Source organism: Niameybacter massiliensis, from assembly GCF_001282685.1.
In the GTDB taxonomy this organism is placed as follows: domain Bacteria; phylum Bacillota; class Clostridia; order Lachnospirales; family Cellulosilyticaceae; genus Holtiella; species Holtiella tumoricola.
Genome location: NZ_LN875034.1, coordinates 541,512 through 558,159 on the forward strand (window position 1 = coordinate 541,512; position 16,648 = coordinate 558,159).

Annotated in this window: 29 protein-coding genes; all 29 read left to right on the top strand. The window is 35.7% G+C overall.

Annotated elements, in window-relative coordinates; all coding sequences use genetic code 11:
- Positions 1-13 precede the first annotated feature (13 nt).
- The 29 genes from rpsQ to BN2390_RS05050 all read left to right on the top strand — a co-directional run bounded on the left by rpsQ (position 14) and on the right by BN2390_RS05050 (position 16,645).
- The gene (gene rpsQ / locus BN2390_RS04910; RefSeq protein WP_053983237.1) at positions 14-271 is read left to right on the top strand and encodes a 30S ribosomal protein S17; all 258 of its coding nucleotides are present in this window, start codon (positions 14-16) and stop codon (positions 269-271) included.
- A gap of 31 nt (positions 272-302) precedes the next feature.
- Positions 303-671 carry a 50S ribosomal protein L14 gene (gene rplN / locus BN2390_RS04915; RefSeq protein ID WP_053983238.1) on the top strand — a complete coding sequence of 123 codons (369 nt, stop codon included), beginning with the start codon at positions 303-305 and terminating at the stop codon, positions 669-671.
- Between the two features lie 13 nt (positions 672-684).
- Positions 685-996: a 50S ribosomal protein L24 gene (gene rplX / locus BN2390_RS04920; RefSeq protein ID WP_053983239.1), complete on the top strand. Its 312-nt coding sequence runs from the start codon at positions 685-687 to the stop codon at positions 994-996.
- A 24-nt stretch (positions 997-1,020) separates the two neighbouring features.
- Complete coding sequence (gene rplE / locus BN2390_RS04925; protein WP_053983240.1) at positions 1,021-1,560, top strand: 50S ribosomal protein L5; 540 nt, start codon at positions 1,021-1,023, stop codon at positions 1,558-1,560.
- Positions 1,561-1,572: 12 nt separating this feature from the next.
- On the top strand, positions 1,573-1,758 hold the full coding sequence (locus BN2390_RS04930; RefSeq protein WP_053983241.1) for a type Z 30S ribosomal protein S14: 186 nt from the start codon (positions 1,573-1,575) through the stop codon (positions 1,756-1,758).
- Between the two features lie 23 nt (positions 1,759-1,781).
- On the top strand, positions 1,782-2,183 hold the full coding sequence (rpsH, locus tag BN2390_RS04935; protein WP_053983242.1) for a 30S ribosomal protein S8: 402 nt from the start codon (positions 1,782-1,784) through the stop codon (positions 2,181-2,183).
- Positions 2,184-2,213: 30 nt separating this feature from the next.
- On the top strand, positions 2,214-2,756 hold the full coding sequence (gene rplF, locus BN2390_RS04940) for a 50S ribosomal protein L6 (RefSeq protein ID WP_053983243.1): 543 nt from the start codon (positions 2,214-2,216) through the stop codon (positions 2,754-2,756).
- A gap of 19 nt (positions 2,757-2,775) precedes the next feature.
- A complete protein-coding gene (rplR, locus tag BN2390_RS04945) occupies positions 2,776-3,138 on the top strand; it encodes a 50S ribosomal protein L18 (protein WP_053983244.1) in 363 nt (120 codons plus the stop codon).
- Between the two features lie 17 nt (positions 3,139-3,155).
- Positions 3,156-3,668 carry a 30S ribosomal protein S5 gene (gene rpsE, locus BN2390_RS04950; protein WP_053983245.1) on the top strand — a complete coding sequence of 171 codons (513 nt, stop codon included), beginning with the start codon at positions 3,156-3,158 and terminating at the stop codon, positions 3,666-3,668.
- 12 nt (positions 3,669-3,680) lie between these two features.
- Complete coding sequence (gene rpmD / locus BN2390_RS04955) at positions 3,681-3,866, top strand: 50S ribosomal protein L30 (protein ID WP_053983246.1); 186 nt, start codon at positions 3,681-3,683, stop codon at positions 3,864-3,866.
- 29 nt (positions 3,867-3,895) lie between these two features.
- Entirely contained in the window at positions 3,896-4,336 is a 441-nt protein-coding gene (rplO, locus tag BN2390_RS04960) for a 50S ribosomal protein L15 (protein ID WP_053983247.1), read from the top strand.
- A gap of 69 nt (positions 4,337-4,405) precedes the next feature.
- Positions 4,406-5,593 carry a preprotein translocase subunit SecY gene (secY, locus tag BN2390_RS04965; RefSeq protein ID WP_408633716.1) on the top strand — a complete coding sequence of 396 codons (1,188 nt, stop codon included), beginning with the start codon at positions 4,406-4,408 and terminating at the stop codon, positions 5,591-5,593.
- A 24-nt stretch (positions 5,594-5,617) separates the two neighbouring features.
- Positions 5,618-6,265 carry an adenylate kinase gene (locus BN2390_RS04970; RefSeq protein ID WP_053983249.1) on the top strand — a complete coding sequence of 216 codons (648 nt, stop codon included), beginning with the start codon at positions 5,618-5,620 and terminating at the stop codon, positions 6,263-6,265.
- 1 nt (position 6,266) lies between these two features.
- The gene (map, locus tag BN2390_RS04975) at positions 6,267-7,037 is read left to right on the top strand and encodes a type I methionyl aminopeptidase (protein ID WP_053983250.1); all 771 of its coding nucleotides are present in this window, start codon (positions 6,267-6,269) and stop codon (positions 7,035-7,037) included.
- Entirely contained in the window at positions 7,037-7,309 is a 273-nt protein-coding gene (locus BN2390_RS04980) for a KOW domain-containing RNA-binding protein (protein ID WP_053983251.1), read from the top strand. The genes map and BN2390_RS04980 overlap by 1 nt, the downstream gene beginning before the upstream one ends.
- A gap of 14 nt (positions 7,310-7,323) precedes the next feature.
- The gene (gene infA, locus BN2390_RS04985) at positions 7,324-7,542 is read left to right on the top strand and encodes a translation initiation factor IF-1 (protein WP_053983252.1); all 219 of its coding nucleotides are present in this window, start codon (positions 7,324-7,326) and stop codon (positions 7,540-7,542) included.
- A gap of 26 nt (positions 7,543-7,568) precedes the next feature.
- The gene (gene rpmJ, locus BN2390_RS04990) at positions 7,569-7,682 is read left to right on the top strand and encodes a 50S ribosomal protein L36 (protein WP_053983253.1); all 114 of its coding nucleotides are present in this window, start codon (positions 7,569-7,571) and stop codon (positions 7,680-7,682) included.
- Between the two features lie 135 nt (positions 7,683-7,817).
- Positions 7,818-8,186, top strand: coding sequence for a 30S ribosomal protein S13 (rpsM, locus tag BN2390_RS04995; protein WP_053983254.1), 369 nt, complete (start codon positions 7,818-7,820; stop codon positions 8,184-8,186).
- Between the two features lie 24 nt (positions 8,187-8,210).
- On the top strand, positions 8,211-8,618 hold the full coding sequence (gene rpsK, locus BN2390_RS05000; RefSeq protein WP_053983255.1) for a 30S ribosomal protein S11: 408 nt from the start codon (positions 8,211-8,213) through the stop codon (positions 8,616-8,618).
- An 18-nt stretch (positions 8,619-8,636) separates the two neighbouring features.
- Positions 8,637-9,263 carry a 30S ribosomal protein S4 gene (rpsD, locus tag BN2390_RS05005; RefSeq protein WP_053983256.1) on the top strand — a complete coding sequence of 209 codons (627 nt, stop codon included), beginning with the start codon at positions 8,637-8,639 and terminating at the stop codon, positions 9,261-9,263.
- A 51-nt stretch (positions 9,264-9,314) separates the two neighbouring features.
- A complete protein-coding gene (locus BN2390_RS05010) occupies positions 9,315-10,274 on the top strand; it encodes a DNA-directed RNA polymerase subunit alpha (RefSeq protein ID WP_053983257.1) in 960 nt (319 codons plus the stop codon).
- A gap of 24 nt (positions 10,275-10,298) precedes the next feature.
- Positions 10,299-10,823 (top strand): bL17 family ribosomal protein, encoded by a 525-nt coding sequence (locus BN2390_RS05015; RefSeq protein ID WP_053983258.1) that lies wholly within the window; start codon positions 10,299-10,301, stop codon positions 10,821-10,823.
- A gap of 205 nt (positions 10,824-11,028) precedes the next feature.
- On the top strand, positions 11,029-11,883 hold the full coding sequence (locus tag BN2390_RS05020; protein ID WP_053983259.1) for an energy-coupling factor transporter ATPase: 855 nt from the start codon (positions 11,029-11,031) through the stop codon (positions 11,881-11,883).
- The gene (locus BN2390_RS05025) at positions 11,868-12,725 is read left to right on the top strand and encodes an energy-coupling factor transporter ATPase (RefSeq protein WP_053983260.1); all 858 of its coding nucleotides are present in this window, start codon (positions 11,868-11,870) and stop codon (positions 12,723-12,725) included. The genes BN2390_RS05020 and BN2390_RS05025 overlap by 16 nt, the downstream gene beginning before the upstream one ends.
- A complete protein-coding gene (locus BN2390_RS05030) occupies positions 12,726-13,517 on the top strand; it encodes an energy-coupling factor transporter transmembrane component T family protein (RefSeq protein ID WP_053983261.1) in 792 nt (263 codons plus the stop codon).
- A gap of 305 nt (positions 13,518-13,822) precedes the next feature.
- Entirely contained in the window at positions 13,823-14,578 is a 756-nt protein-coding gene (truA, locus tag BN2390_RS05035; RefSeq protein WP_053983262.1) for a tRNA pseudouridine(38-40) synthase TruA, read from the top strand.
- A 426-nt stretch (positions 14,579-15,004) separates the two neighbouring features.
- Entirely contained in the window at positions 15,005-15,439 is a 435-nt protein-coding gene (gene rplM, locus BN2390_RS05040) for a 50S ribosomal protein L13 (RefSeq protein WP_053983263.1), read from the top strand.
- Positions 15,440-15,463: 24 nt separating this feature from the next.
- Complete coding sequence (gene rpsI, locus BN2390_RS05045; RefSeq protein ID WP_053983264.1) at positions 15,464-15,856, top strand: 30S ribosomal protein S9; 393 nt, start codon at positions 15,464-15,466, stop codon at positions 15,854-15,856.
- A 183-nt stretch (positions 15,857-16,039) separates the two neighbouring features.
- Entirely contained in the window at positions 16,040-16,645 is a 606-nt protein-coding gene (locus tag BN2390_RS05050) for a hypothetical protein (RefSeq protein WP_053983265.1), read from the top strand.
- The last annotated feature ends 3 nt before the right edge of the window (positions 16,646-16,648 follow it).

The following is a 16,648-nucleotide window of genomic DNA, read 5'->3' on the forward strand; positions in this document are numbered from 1 at the left end:
AGGAGGAGAAATCGTGGCAGAAAGAAATTTACGTAAAACATTTGTAGGTAACGTAGTTAGCAACAAAATGGACAAAACTATTACTGTTGCCGTAGTTAATAATGTAAAACATCCTCTTTACGGAAAAATCATCAAAAAAACATACAAACTTCATGCACATGATGAAAACAATGAATGTGAAATCGGTGACCGTGTAAGAGTAATGGAAACAAGACCATTATCCAAGTCAAAGCGTTTTAGACTTGTTGAAATCGTAGAAAAAGTAAAATAAGTTTAGTAATCTTGAAAGGAGGGCACTTCTCATGATCCAACAAGAAAGTAGATTAAGAGTAGCAGACAATACAGGAGCTAAGGAAATTCTTTGTATCCGCGTATTAGGTGGCTCTACAAGAAGATATGCAGGTGTTGGCGATATTATTGTTGCTACAGTTAAAGATGCAACACCAGGTGGCGTTGTTAAAAAAGGTGATGTTGTTAAGGCTGTAGTAGTACGTACTGTAAAAGAAATCAGAAGACCAGATGGATCTTACATTAGATTTGATGAAAACGCTGCTGTTATCATCAAAGAAGATAAAAACCCAAGAGGAACTCGTATCTTTGGACCAGTTGCGAGAGAATTAAGAGATAAGAAATTTACAAAAATCTTATCACTTGCTCCAGAAGTTCTATAAGGAGGTGTAAGACATGAAAACTAAGTTAAAAAAAGGCGATAGAGTAATCGTTATTGCTGGTAAAGATAAAGGTAAAGAAGGCAATATCACTTTCATCGATCGTAAAAATGGACGTGTATTAGTTGACGGTGTTAACCAAGGTTTCAAACATCAAAAACCTAACGCAATGGGTCAAGGTGGACGTATTGAAAAAGAATTCCCAATTCACATTTCAAACGTTATGTACTCTTTAAACGGAGCTCCAGCTCGTTTAGGCGTAGAAATCAAAGATGACAAAAAAGTTCGTGTAGCAATTACTAAAAACGGTCGTTCTGTAATTGACTAATTGGCGAAAGGAGGACGTTAAACTATGAGTAGATTAAAAGATATGTACAATGAACAAATCATCGATGCAATGGTAGAAAAGTTTGGATACAAAAACAAACTTCAAGCTCCAAAAATCGAAAAAATCGTAATCAACATGGGTGTTGGTGAAGCGAAAGACAATGCTAAAGTATTAGAAAATGCTATTGGCGATATGGAAAAAATTTCTGGTCAAAAAGCTGTTACTACAAGAGCTAAAAAATCAGTTGCTGCTTTCAAACTTCGTGAAGGTATGCCAATCGGATGTAAAGTAACTCTTCGTGGCGAAAAAATGTATGAATTCCTTGATCGTTTAGTTAACTTAGCACTTCCACGTGTACGTGACTTCCGTGGTGTTAGTGCTACAGCTTTCGATGGTCGTGGTAACTATTCATTAGGTATTAAAGAACAAATTATTTTCCCAGAAATCGAGTATGATAAAATCGATAAAGTTCGTGGTATGGACGTTATTATTGTTACAACAGCTGAAACAGATGAAGAATCTCGTGAACTGTTAAGACAATTCGGAATGCCATTCCAAAAATAAGGAGGGTATCACATGGCAAAAACATCTATGAAAGTTAAGCAAGCTAGACCTGCTAAATTTTCAACTCAAGAATACAGCAGATGTCGCATTTGTGGACGTCCACATGCGTACATTAGAAAATATGGTATTTGTCGTATTTGCTTTAGAGAATTAGCATATAAAGGTCAAATTCCAGGCGTTAAAAAAGCAAGCTGGTAATACCAGAAAGGAGGTAACGAATTATGATGATGAGCGATCCAATTGCAGATATGTTAACAAGAATCAGAAACGCTAACGTGGCTAAACACGATACAGTAGAAGTTCCATCTTCTAAAATGAAAAAAGCGATTGCTGAGATCTTATTAAATGAAGGATACATCAAAGCTTATGATGTAACAGCTGATGGTGTTAAAGAAACTATCCGTATAACTCTTAAATACGGTAAAGATAAAAACGAAAAAGTTATTTCAGGGATCAAAAGAATCTCTAAACCAGGTCTTCGTGTATACGCTGACTCAGAAAACTTACCAAAAGTTTTAGGTGGACTTGGTACAGCAATTATTTCAACTAACAAAGGTGTTATAGCTGATAAAGAAGCTAGAAAACTTAATGTTGGTGGAGAAGTTATAGCATTTATTTGGTAATAAACAGCAAAAGTTTAAGGAGGTGCGAGCATGTCACGTATTGGTAGATTACCAGTTGTGATTCCAGCAGGCGTAACTATTACAGTTAGCGAAGCTAACGTTGTAGAAGTTAAAGGTCCTAAAGGAACATTAACAAAATCATTTGACAGTGCAATGAACATTGCGATCGAAGAAAATCAAGTGGTTGTTACTAGACCAAATGATTTAAAAAGAAATAAAGCTCTTCATGGTTTAACTAGAACACTTATTGCTAACATGATCGAAGGTGTATCTAATGGTTACACTAAAGTGTTAGAAATTAATGGTGTTGGTTACAGAGCACAAAAACAAGGAACAAAATTAATTCTTTCATTAGGATACTCTCACCCAGTAGAAATGGAAGATCCAGAAGGTATCACAACAACAATGGAAGGTAATAACAAAATCACTGTTGCTGGGATCAATAAAGAACAAGTTGGCCAATTTGCTGCTGATATCCGTTCAAAACGTCCACCAGAGCCATACAAAGGTAAAGGTATTAAGTACGTTGATGAAGTAATCAGACGTAAAGTAGGTAAAACAGGTAAAAAATAATCGCAAAGGGGTGAATTAAATGATCAGTAAACAATCACGTAGTAAAGTTCGTGTTCAAAAACATAGAAGACTTCGTAACAAGATCGAAGGTACAGCTCAAAGACCTAGACTTGCCGTATTCAGAAGTGAAAAACACATCTACGCTCAAATTATTGATGATGTAAAAGCTGTAACATTAGTATCAGCTTCTACAGTTGAAAAAGATCTTAACATTAAAGTTGGATCAAATGTTGAAGCAGCAGCAGCTGTTGGTACAGCAATTGCTAAAAAAGCACTTGCTAACGGTATTGAAGAAGTAGTATTTGACCGTGGTGGTTTCTTATACCATGGTAGAGTAAAAGCATTAGCTGACGCAGCTCGTGAAGCTGGGTTACAATTCTAGTAAAGGAGGGAACACAGATGGCTAAAAGACTTAATATTAATCCAAATGCTTTGGAATTAAAAGAAAAAGTTGTTACTATTAAACGTGTAACAAAAGTAGTTAAAGGTGGTCGTACATTCCGTTTCTCTGCTTTAGTAGTAGTAGGAGATGGAAACGGACACGTTGGTGTAGGTTTAGGTAAAGCTATGGAAATTCCAGATGCAATCAGAAAAGGAATTGAAGATGCTAAGAAAAACCTTATCTTTATTGAAAGAAATGATGCTGATAGTATCTACCATGAATTCGTAGGTACATTCGGTAGTGCACACGTTCTTCTTAAACCAGCTAAAGAAGGTACTGGAGTTATCGCAGGTGGTCCAGCTCGTGCTGTACTTGAACTTGCAGGTATCCGTAACATCAGAACTAAATCTTTAGGTTCAAACAACAAGAAAAACGTAGTTCACGCTACAATCGAAGGTCTTGCAGGACTTAAAACTCCAGCAGAAGTTGCAAAACTTCGTGGAAAAACTGTAGAAGAGCTTCTAGGATAGGAGGAATAGTCAGTGGCTAATTTAAAAGTAACTTTAGTAAAATCCACAATCGGGGCAATTCCAAAGCATAAAAAAACTATCGAAGCGCTCGGATTAAGAAAAATGAATAGTACAAACATCCACCAAGATAACGATGCTATCCGTGGTATGATTGCACAAGTAAGACACTTAGTAAAAGTTGAAGAAATCAACGAATAATTACTGATTTAGCAAAGGAGGTGCAAAGAATGAATTTAAGCTCATTAAGACCAGCAGAAGGTTCAAAAAAAGACTCTTTCCGTACAGGTAGAGGACATGGTTCAGGTAACGGTAAAACAGCCGGTAAAGGACATAAAGGACAAAAAGCAAGAAGCGGTGGCGGAGTTAGACCAGGATTTGAAGGGGGTCAAATGCCTCTTTACAGACGTTTACCAAAACGTGGTTTCACATGCCGTAACAGCAAAGATATCGTAGCAATCAACGTAGATATGCTTAACCGTTTCGAAGATGGTGCGGTTGTAACAATCGACGCTATGGTTCAAGCAGGTATCGTAAAAAATACTAGAGATGGTATTAAGATCCTTGCTAAAGGTGACCTTACTAAAAAACTTACAGTACAAGCTAACGCGTTTAGTGCTGGTGCTGTAGAAAAAATTGAAGCTGTGGGTGGAAAAGCAGAGGTGATGTAGGTGTTTAAAACTCTTAAAAATGCATGGAGAGTACCAGAACTGCGAAAAAAGATAATTTTTACCCTATGGATGTTTGCCTTAGTTAGACTTGGAGCTCATGTTCCAGTCCCAGGCATTGATCCAATTGCTGTTGAACAAGTATTAGGTCAAAACTCTAACGGTATGTTAGGGCTTATGAATGCTATTACAGGAGGAGCCTTTAGCCAAATGGCACTCTTTGCCTTTGGTGTAGGACCTTACATTACAGCATCTATTATTATTCAACTTTTAACTATCGCTATTACTAGATTAGAAGAGCTATCAAAAGAAGGCGAAGACGGTCGTAAAAAGATCAACAAGTATACTAGATATGTAACATTAGTTCTTGCTATCATGCAAGCTGGTGGAACAACTTATATGTTATATCAATCCAATGTTTTGGTTGAGAAAAACTTACTAGTATTTGCTCTTGCATTCATTTCATTTATTGCTGGTTCTATGTTAGTAATGTGGATAGGAGAGCAAATTACAGAAAAGGGTATCGGAAACGGTATTTCCCTAATTATCTTTATTAACATCGTTTCTAGACTTCCACAAGGAGCTATAAGCCTACTAGCATATGATAATTATGTTAAAGTTGCTATTCTAGTTTTATTATTTGTAATTATGATTGGATTCACAGTGCTTATGTCACTAGGTGAAAGAAGAATCTCTGTACAATATGCAAAACGTGTAGCAGGTAGAAAAGTATATGGTGGTCAATCACAAAATATACCTATCAAAGTAAACCTTGCAGGTGTACTTCCTGTTATCTTTGCAATGTCACTTATTCAATTCCCTGAGACAATAACAAATTTATTTGTTAAAACACCAAGTGAATTTTGGCAAACAGCAATACAGTGGCTCAGATGGTCTCATCCATTTGGTGCAGTACTCTATGTAGTATTAATCTTTGCATTTGCTTTCTTCTATTCTACAATTGCATTTAATCCAGTAGAAATAGCAGCAAACCTTAAAAAAGGTGGCGGTTTTATTCCTGGTATTCGTCCAGGTAAACCAACATCAGACTACCTTTCAAAGACAGCAACACACATTACTTTAATGGGAGCTATCTTCCTTGCGATATTAGCACTTTCACCATTAGTATTTAGTGCAGTATTTAAAATGTCTGTACAATTCGGTGGAACTTCACTTCTTATCGTAGTAGGTGTTGCACTTGAAACAGTTAAGCAATTAGAATCACAAATGCTAATGCGCCATTATAAAGGATTTCTATAAGAATTAAAATTGGGGGTTGCCGTAATGAGATTAATATTATTAGGTGCACCTGGAGCAGGTAAAGGCACACAAGCAGAAATGCTTATGAAACTATACAATATTCCAACGATCTCAACAGGAAATATTTTTAGAGAGCATATCTCAAAGAATACTGAGTTAGGTCAAGAAGCTAAAAAGTACATGGATGAAGGTAAGTTGGTACCTGATGAGCTCGTATTAGAACTTGTCAAAGATCGTATAGTTCAAAAAGATTGTGAAAATGGCATGATCTTGGATGGTTTTCCAAGAACTATACCACAAGCAAAGGCATTGGATGCAATGCTAGAAGAAATCGGTAAACCAATTGACTCTGTACTCGATGTAGAAGTACCAGACGAAGTTATTATCGAACGTATGGCTGGTAGAACTGTTTGTCCTAGCTGCGGCGCTTCATATCATAAACTATTCAAAGTAGAAACAGTACTAGGTATTTGTAATGAATGTTCTACTCATCTGATTCAAAGAGAAGATGATAAAGAAGAGACAGTTAAGAAAAGATTAGAAGTTTATCATGCACAAACTAAACCTCTTATCGATCACTATCAACAACAAGATAAAGTACTTGTTATTGATGGAGTAGGAACTGTAGATGAAGTGCGTGCAAGGGTAAAGAAAGCATTAGGAGTGAACTAAAATGCCAATTCCCATTAAATCCGACGATGAAATTAAGTTAATGCAAGAATCAGCTCAGATACTTATTGAGGCACATGAATTGGTGGCTAAGCATATTAGACCAGGTGTAACGACAAAAGAATTAGACCAGGTAGCTTATAAGTTTATTACAAGTAAGCATGCTATACCTTCCTTTAAAGGATACTGTGGCTACCCAGCCTCAGCGTGTATATCTATTAATGAAGAAGTTGTACATGGTATTCCAGGGCCAAGAAAACTCAAACAAGGTGACATAGTAAGTGTCGACCTTGGGGTATACTATAAAGGGTATCATTCTGATGCCGCAAGAACTTATCCAGTCGGAGATGTATCACCTGATGTTTTGAAACTAATTGAAGTTACAAAGCAGTGTTTCTTTGAAGGACTAAAATACGCAAAAGCTGGCAATCATTTAGGACAGATATCTAAAGCTATTCAAGACTATGCTGAGTCCTTTGGATACGGTGTAGTAAGAGACTTGGTTGGCCATGGTATTGGTGAAGAGTTACATGAAGATCCTCAAGTGCCTAACTATAAGGCACCAGGTCGTGGTGTAAAGCTTGAAAAAGGCATGGCACTTGCTATTGAGCCTATGATTAACATGGGAACATACCAAGTACAATGCTTAGATGATGACTGGACTTTTGTAACTAGAGATGGATTACCATCAGCTCACTATGAGAATACTATTGTAATTACAGATGATGAACCACTTATTTTGACACTCAGATCAGAAGACGAGGGTGACAAATAATGAGAGACTTTGAAGTAGGTCAAGTGGTATTTTCAAAATGTGGCAGAGATAAAGGTCATGCATTTATAGTTATTAGTTTAGAAGAAGAATATGCTTACCTTGCAGATGGAGATCTAAGAAAATTAGCATCTCCAAAGCGTAAAAAGTATAAACATATTCAAGGGACTCTTGAAGTGATTCAAGATCTCAAACAAAATATAATCGAAGAAAACGTATCAGATGCTCATATCCGCAAAGGTATTAAAGCTTATCTGGTAAAGACTTCTATATAGAGGAGGTTTGTAACTTGGCAAAAGGTGATGTTTTTGAAGTAGAGGGAACAGTGATAGAAAAGTTACCAAATGCGATGTTCCAAGTTGAGATTGAAGGCGGTCACAAAGTACTTGCTCATATCTCTGGAAAACTTCGTATGAATTTTATCCGTGTATTACCGGGTGATAAAGTAACTGTGGAACTTTCTCCATATGATTTAACCAAGGGACGAATTATTTGGCGTTCTAAATAAATGGTAAACGGAAAGGAGAGCAGAAAATGAAAGTACGCCCATCTGTTAAAAAGATATGTGAAAAATGTAAAGTAATCAAAAGAAAAGGCCGTGTTTGCGTTATCTGTGAAAATCCAAAACACAAACAAAGACAAGGTTAATGCTTTACGAAATGCATTGATTTATGTCGCAAGTTAATATATAATATTACCTTGTGAGTTAACTTTAAGCGGCTGCGGCATTCATGGTAAATGCTGTATTATATATATATCAATCAATAGGAGGTGCAAATCTATATGGCACGTATTGCAGGTGTAGACTTACCAAAAAATAAGCGTGTTGAAGTTGGTCTTACTTATATCTATGGTATAGGTCGTCCAAGTTCTCGTAGAATCCTTACAGAAGCTGGTATCAATTTCGATACAAGAATTAAGGATTTAACTGATGAAGAAGTAAATAAACTTCGTGACATCATTGATAAAACTCAAATGGTTGAAGGTGACCTTCGTCGTGAAATCGCTCTTAACATTAAACGATTAATGGAAATCGGATGCTATAGAGGAATTCGTCATAGACGTGGCCTTCCAGTAAGAGGACAAAAAACTAAAACGAATGCTCGTACACGTAAAGGTCCTAAGAAAACAGTAGCTAACAAGAAAAAATAGTTAAATAAAGGAGGTTAAGGTCTCATGGCAGCAGCAAAAAAAGCGGCAAAAAAGGGAACAACTCGTAGACGTCGTGACAGAAAACATGTAGAACGCGGTATGGCTCATATCCAATCTACTTTTAATAATACAATGGTTACATTAACTGATACAAACGGCAACGCTCTTTCATGGGCAAGTGCTGGTGGCCTTGGTTTCAGAGGTTCTAGAAAATCAACTCCATACGCAGCTCAAATGGCGGCTGAAACAGCAGCTAAAGCAGCAATGGAACACGGTTTAAAATCAGTTGAAGTAATGGTAAAAGGTCCAGGATCCGGTAGAGAAGCAGCTATTCGTGCGCTTCAAGCAGCTGGTTTAGAAGTAACATTAATTAAAGATGTAACTCCTGTACCACATAATGGATGTCGTCCACCAAAACGTAGAAGAGTGTAATAGGAGGTGTAAATAGAAATGGCTAGATATATTGGAGCTAAATGTAAACAATGTCGTCGTGAAGGTAAAAAATTATTCCTTAAAGGCGAAAGATGCTACACAGCAGCTTGTGCTATTGAGAGAAGACCATATGCACCAGGTCAACATGGTCAACAAAAAACAAAATTATCTGAGTACGGCGTACAATTACGTGAAAAACAAAAAGCTAAAAGAATCTATGGTGTTCTTGAAGGTCAATTCAGAACATACTTTGAAAAATCAGATGCACAACCAGGCATCACAGGTGAAAACTTACTTCGTAATCTTGAACTTCGTTTAGACAACGTAGCTTACCGCTTAGGTCTTGGACGTTCTCGTACAGAAGCTAGACAAGTTGTTCGTCATAACCTTGTTACAGTTAACGGTAAAAGAGTTAACATTCCATCATACCAAGTTAAAATTGGTGATGTAATTGAAGTTAAAGAAGATGCAAAAAGCTTCGAACGCTTCAAACAAATTACTGAAGTAACAGGTTCTCGTATTGTACCAGAATGGTTAGAAGCTGATATCGAAGCTCTTAAAGGTACTGTTAAAGCAGTTCCAGCAAGAGATCAAATCGATACAGATATCCAAGAAACACTTATCGTTGAGCTTTACTCTAAGTAATAGTTCGTCACCCTCGAAAGACTATTTTAATATTAAAGGAGGGTTTATCGGGTGTTGGAATTTGAAAAACCACAAATTGAAATTAAAGAAATGTCACCTGACGGTAGATACGGCTGTTTCGTTGTAGAACCACTAGAAAGAGGATACGGGACAACTCTCGGAAATGGATTACGTAGAATCCTTTCTTCTTCTCTTCCAGGTTCTGCAGTAAGCAGCGTAAAAATCGAAGGTGTACTACATGAATTTAGTAGTATTCCAGGTGTTAAAGAAGATGTCCTTGAAATCATATTAAATATCAAAGGTCTTGCGATCAAAGATATTAGTGATAATATGGAGCCAAAAGTAATTTACATTGAGGCTACAGGTGAAGGTGTAGTAACTGCTGGGGATATTAAATGTCCTGCAGAAATCGAAATCCTTAACCCAGAACATCATATTGCTACATTAAGTGGCGATGCAAACAGTCGTTTATACATTGAACTCACTGTAACTCGTGGACGTGGGTACATTGGTACAAACAAACTTAAAAAGACTGATTTACCAATTGGTGTTATCCCTGTAGATGCAAGTTACACACCAGTAGAACGTATCAACTTTACTGTTGAAGATACTCGTGTTGGTCAACAAACTGACTATGATAAACTTACATTACAAGTATGGACTAATGGTACTTTAAAACCAGATGAAGCAGTTAGTTTAGCTGCTAAAGTATTAAGTGAACATTTAAATCTTTTCATAGACTTAAGTGAAAATGCACGTAATGCTGAAATCATGGTTACTAAAGAAGACGATTCTAAAGAAAAAACTCTTGAGATGACTATCGAAGAGCTTGATCTTTCAGTTCGTTCATTCAACTGTTTAAAACGTGCAGGTATCAACACTGTTGAAGACCTTACAAACAAAACAGAAGATGAAATGATGAAAGTTCGTAATTTAGGACGCAAATCACTTGAAGAAGTGTTCCAAAAACTTGAAGAGCTTGGATTTGCTTTAAAACCAAGCGAAGATTAGTGACAAACTAAAGGAGGTTACGGCATGGCTCAAAGAAAACTTGGTCGTGATGCAGCTGGACGTAAAGCATTACTTCGTAATCAAGTAACAAATCTCTTATACCATGGTAAGATTAAAACTACTACAGCAAAAGCTAAAGAGATTCGTAAGATTGCAGAAGGCTTAATCGCTATGGCTGTTCGTGAAAAAGACAACTATGAAGAAGTAAAAGTTACTGCAAAAGTGCCTAAAAAAGACGTTAACGGTAAACGTGTTAAAGAAGTCGTAGACGGTAAAAAAGTAACAGTATTTGAAGAAGTAGAAAAAACAATCAAAAAAGATAGCTCTACTCGTTTACATGCGAGAAGACAAATGTTAAAGGTATTATATCCTGTAACAGAAGTTAATGTAAACAAAAGAAGACAAGCTAAAACTGTTGATTTAACAGATAAATTATTCAGCGAAATCGCTCCAAAATACGCAGATCGTAATGGTGGTTACACAAGAATCATCAAAATCGGACCACGTAAAGGTGACGGTGCTGAAGAAGTTATCATTGAATTAGTTTAATGTCCAGGGATTAAGAATTTGCTCTTAATCCCTTTTCTGTATACTTTTTTATAATTTGCTATTTACATTAGTAGGTTATCACGTTATTTTATTAACTATAACCTATTTATTTAAGCAGCAAAATTATACAATAGGACTATATAGTAACTTTATATATTGGGTATCACTCCATGAAAGAAAGAGTGAATAGAAAAGAGGAAAGAGCATGACAGAGATTGTAAAAGCGAAAGACTTAACATACGAATATTATATCCACGATGAACAAGGTGAGATTCAGGATAAAATCGTTGCTTTAGATCATATCAATGCGACAATTAATGAAGGTGAATTTGTAGCAGTACTTGGTCATAATGGCTCAGGTAAGTCTACATTTGCCAAACATCTTAATGGTATTCTGTCACCAAAGTCAGGTGTATTATGGGTTAATGGAATCGATTTAAGTAATGGTGAGCATATTTGGGAAGTACGTAAAGATGTAGGCATGGTATTCCAAAATCCTGATAATCAAATTGTTGCAACTATTGTAGAGGAAGATGTGGCATTTGGTCCAGAGAACTTGGGGATAGAATCAAGTGAAATAAGAAAACGTGTGGATGAAGCTTTACATACAGTAGAGATGGATGACTATAAGCGTGTTTCACCAAATCAATTATCAGGTGGGCAGAAGCAACGTATTGCTATTGCAGGGGTTATCGCTATGGAGCCGAAGTGTATCATTTTTGATGAAGCTACAGCAATGCTAGACCCAATTGGACGTAAACAAGTCATGGAGACTATGGTAAAGCTAAATAAGGAACAAGGGATTACGATTATTCATATTACTCATTACATGCAGGAAGCTATTTTAGCAGATCGTATTTTAGTAATAGATGGTGGGAAGGTCATCTTATCAGGTACCCCTAAGGAAGTATTTAAGAACGTAGAACAGATAAGAGCAATTGGTTTAGATGTACCAGATTCAACCTACCTTATTTACTTGTTAAGACAGAAGGGATACAACTTAGATCCTACTATGTTAAGTACTGAGGAGGTTGTAGAAGCAATATGGCAATTAAGATAAAAAATTTAACACATAAGTATAATGAAGGAACACCTTTTGAAAAGGTAGCCCTTAAAAATATTAATATTCATATTAAAGATGGTACATTTTTAGGCATTATTGGTCATACAGGTTCAGGAAAGAGTACATTAATACAAATGTTTAATGGGCTTCTTAAGCCTACAGAAGGTCAGGTATTTGTAAAAGGTATAGACATACATGCTCAAAATACAAATAAAAAGCAAATTAGGCAGTCTGTAGGTCTGGTATTCCAGTATCCTGAATATCAACTATTTGAGATGACAGTATATGATGATGTAGCTTATGGACCTAAAAATTTAGGATTAGAGGGAGATGCACTTAAAGAACGTATTGAACAATCTTTAAGAGCAGTAGGCCTTAAGGAAGAACTATGGCAAAAGTCACCTTTTGAATTATCAGGTGGACAAAAACGCCGTGTTGCTATTGCAGGTGTACTCGCTATGAATCCAGATATTTTAATTCTAGATGAGCCAACAGCAGGCTTAGACCCAAAAGGGAGAGAAGAGCTTTTTGGACAACTTAAGAAGATGCATGAAGAAAGTCATTTAACCATTGTACTTATTTCACATAGTATGGAAGATGTAGCAAGATATGCAGAAGAACTTGTTGTACTTTACCGAGGGGAAGTTGCTTTTAAAGGTGAGACGAGAGAAATCTTTAAACATAGAAGAGACCTTGAACGTATTGGCCTTGGTGTGCCACAAGTAAGGCATATTATGGATGAACTTAAGGAAAAAGGTATGGATATAGATAGTGATGTACTTACTGTAGAAGAAGCAGCTGATAAGTTAGTACAGTACTTAGAAAGAGGGGGAAAGTAGATGATTAGAGATATTACCATAGGACAATACTACCCAGTAGACTCTAAGATTCATCGCTTAGACCCTAGGACAAAGATTTTATTAACTTTTGCCTATATTATTGCACTTTTTTTAGTAGATACCGTATGGGGATATCTAGGAGTAATGCTTTCATTAGCTTTAGCTATTAAGATAAGTAAAGTCCCACTTAAATATATGCTAAAAGGTTTAAAGAGTATTGTTTTTATCCTACTCTTTACAGTAGTACTTAATATCTTCTTTACACCTGGAGAACATATTATTTTGGAGTGGGGTTTCCTAAAAATCACATGGGAAGGCATACTTTTTGCCGTTGAAATGGGAACAAGATTAATACTTTTAATCGTTGGTAGTTCATTACTTACTTTAACTACTTCTCCAATTCAGCTTACCGATGGTATAGAGAGTCTGCTTATGCCATTTACAAAGATTCATGTACCAGCTCATGAAATTGCTATGATGATGAGTATATCACTTAGATTTATTCCAATTCTTTTAGAAGAGACAGATAAGATTATGAAGGCTCAAACAGCACGTGGAGCAGACTTTGAAACAGGTAATATTATGCAGCGTGCCAAAGCTATGATTCCAATTATGGTACCATTGTTTATTTCTGCGTTTAGAAGAGCAGAGGAATTAGCCATGGCAATGGAAGCAAGATGTTATCAAGGTGGTAAAGGACGTACACGTATGAATAAGCTACAATATAGTGGACGAGATTATATTGCCTTTGGTTGTGGTGTAGCTTATATTGTTATGTGTATCATTTTATAATTGAAGCGTATTTAGCAGGATTAGAAGATTTAAGTTGATCATCTATAGAGTATTAATCTTATAATGTTATTTATAGGTGATGAAGTATTATAGATGCGAGTTATTTAACAATATATTTGTTATAAGATAATTTATGAAGCGAATTAAGAGAATAGAGTCTACGTTAGGTTGATAACGTAGGCTCTTATTAATGAAAAGATATGTAGTAATACTTTTAATAGGAAGAAAGTCGTACTAATATATAAAGTAAGAGCTTGATAAATTATTTTACATAGAGAAGATAAATAGAGAAATGAGGAGGATCTATGAGGAGAGTACAGCTCATAGTAGCTTATGATGGAACTAATTTTCATGGTTTTGCTAAACAAAATCATGCAGCAACAATTCAAGGAACAATTGAAAAGGCATTATATGAATTAACAAAAGAAAAGATTGATTTAGTAGGATCAGGACGTACAGATGCAGGGGTACATGCAAAAGGACAATGTTGTATTATTGATACCAACACTACTATTCCAACTAAGAATTTAGTAAAGGCCTTGAATGGACGTTTGCCTAAGAGTATTGTAATTAAAGATGCTATGGATGTAAAAGAAGATTTTCATCCACGCTTTATGGCAAAGCGAAAGACATATCGCTATCAAATTTTAACCAGTTCAGTAAATGATCCATTTGTAGGACCATTTAGCTATTTTTATCCTTATCCATTAGATATTGAAAGAATGCAAAAAGCAGCTAAGTATATAGAAGGTGAGCATGACTTTAAAGGTTTTTGTGCATCAGGAAGTTCAGTAAAAGGTACAGTGCGTACGGTATATAGTATAGAAGTTAGAAAGGTAGATGACCTTATACAGATAGATATATGTGGTAATGGCTTCTTATATAATATGGTGCGTATTATAGCAGGTACACTTATCGAGGTGGGCAGAGGAAAGAAGGCCCCTAGATGTATAGCTGAAATGATAGAGAAAAAAGATCGTACATTAGGAGGTCCTACTGCACCACCAGAGGGTCTTACTCTTCTAGAAGTATATTATGATGATGCATTACGTTATGAATAGTATGGAGATATGTAGAAAAATATTATTTAGACTGGAATAACCTTTTCCCTTATTCTATAAAGTATTAAATTATCATAACGTGTAACTACATGAATAGATATGTATTTCTAAGTTTATATAAGACATAAAAAGTAATAATAAGTATAAAATTATACGTTTTAAATGCATAATAATAGTTTAATTTAGACTTATAAATACAAATTCCACAGAGTATGTAGTAAAACTAGAAAAATGTGGATAACTACTCAAAAAAAATGGATAAAATGTGCATAAATAAATGAAGTGTAGTATCTTGACAGGCTATGTGACCTATACTATAATGTAATTTGTGTTAATAAGCCCACTTATAAAATCCAAATAGCCCCGGATTTTATATTAAATAGACGGTTTAACTAGCGAAGACTAGAATCCGAAGGAGGGAATTATATGAGAACAACATACATGGCAAATGCTCAAAATGTTGAAAGAAATTGGTATGTTATTGATGCTGAAGGTCAAACAGTAGGTAGACTTGCAAGCCAAATCGCGGCAGTATTAAGAGGTAAAAACAAACCTACTTATACTCCACACGTAGATTGCGGTGATCACGTTATCGTAATCAATGCAGAAAAAGTAGTATTCACAGGTAAAAAACTTGACCAAAAATTATACAGAAGACACTCTGGATACGCTGGTGGTTTAAAAGAGACTAAAGCACGCGATATGCTTAACACTCATCCAGAACGCGTTATTATGTACGCTGTAAAAGGTATGCTTCCTAAAAACTCTTTAGGTAGACAAATGCTTACAAAATTACGTGTATACGCTGGAACAGAGCACAATCATGAAGCTCAACAACCAGTAGAACTTAAATTCAACTAATAGTATCGAGAGGAGGAAATACAAATGGCAGCAGTTAGATATTATGGAACAGGTAGACGTAAAAGCTCTGTAGCTAGAGTATACCTTGTACCAGGAACAGGTAAAATCACAATCAATAAAAGAGATATCGAAGAATACTTCGGTCTTGAAACATTAAAAGTTATCACTCGTCAACCTTTAGTACTTACAGAAACATTAACTAAATTTGATGTTAGAGTAAACGTTCACGGTGGTGGTACAACAGGACAAGCAGGTGCTATCCGTCATGGTATTAGCCGTGCTCTTCTTCAAGCTGATGGAGAATTCCGTCCAGCTCTTAAAAAAGCAGGTTTCTTAACAAGGGATCCAAGAATGAAAGAAAGAAAAAAATACGGTCTCAAAGCTGCGAGACGTGCACCACAATTCTCAAAAAGATAATTTTACGTGCACACGTATTCAAGAACTCCAAAGAGTTATACTCTTTGGAGTTCTTTTTTTGTGCGTGCATAGAAAAGCTAAAACTGCAAATTATCTTATATAGAAAGCACATCTTGAAAGCTTATAGATAGGGATAAGCCCTTAACTAGAGCTGATTAATGATAATGAGGAGGCAGCACTTTTATGCAGGGCAGAGGAAAATTATTTAAAAAGATTAGGGAGTATGAAGCTTCTATGCTTTCTATAAAAGATTATCTTACAAAAGAGTTTGAGCTCAAGGATAATGAAGTACTTGTAGATATCAACTTATATGAAGGTCTTACAGTAATCGATCCTTTATCATGGGGCAAGCAAAGTGAGTTGAATGGAGAGATTTATGAGTATATTGACAATAAAACATATATCATTCCTGTAAAATATTCTATTACTTTATGTTTTCATCATGATGGGATTAGTGAAGAGGAGCAGAATAAGATTAGAGAATTGATAGAAGAACATTATATGCTTGTTTTACATGATAAGAAGGTAGACTTAGGTATTAATGCAATAAAGGTACTAGGGCTTGGGATTGTAGGTGCACTTTTGTTAAGTATGTATTTTGTTTTACAGGTAACAAGTATACAGCAGCTTTTCATGGAATTTTTAAGTATAGCAGGTACCTTTGCATTATGGGAAGCAGTGGATTTCTATTTATTAGAAAGAAGGGAAATACAGCAAGAGAGGTTAAATGCTGGGCAGATTGTATTAAGTCATGTTATTTTCTCACAAAAGAACCAAGAGGAAGGATAATAA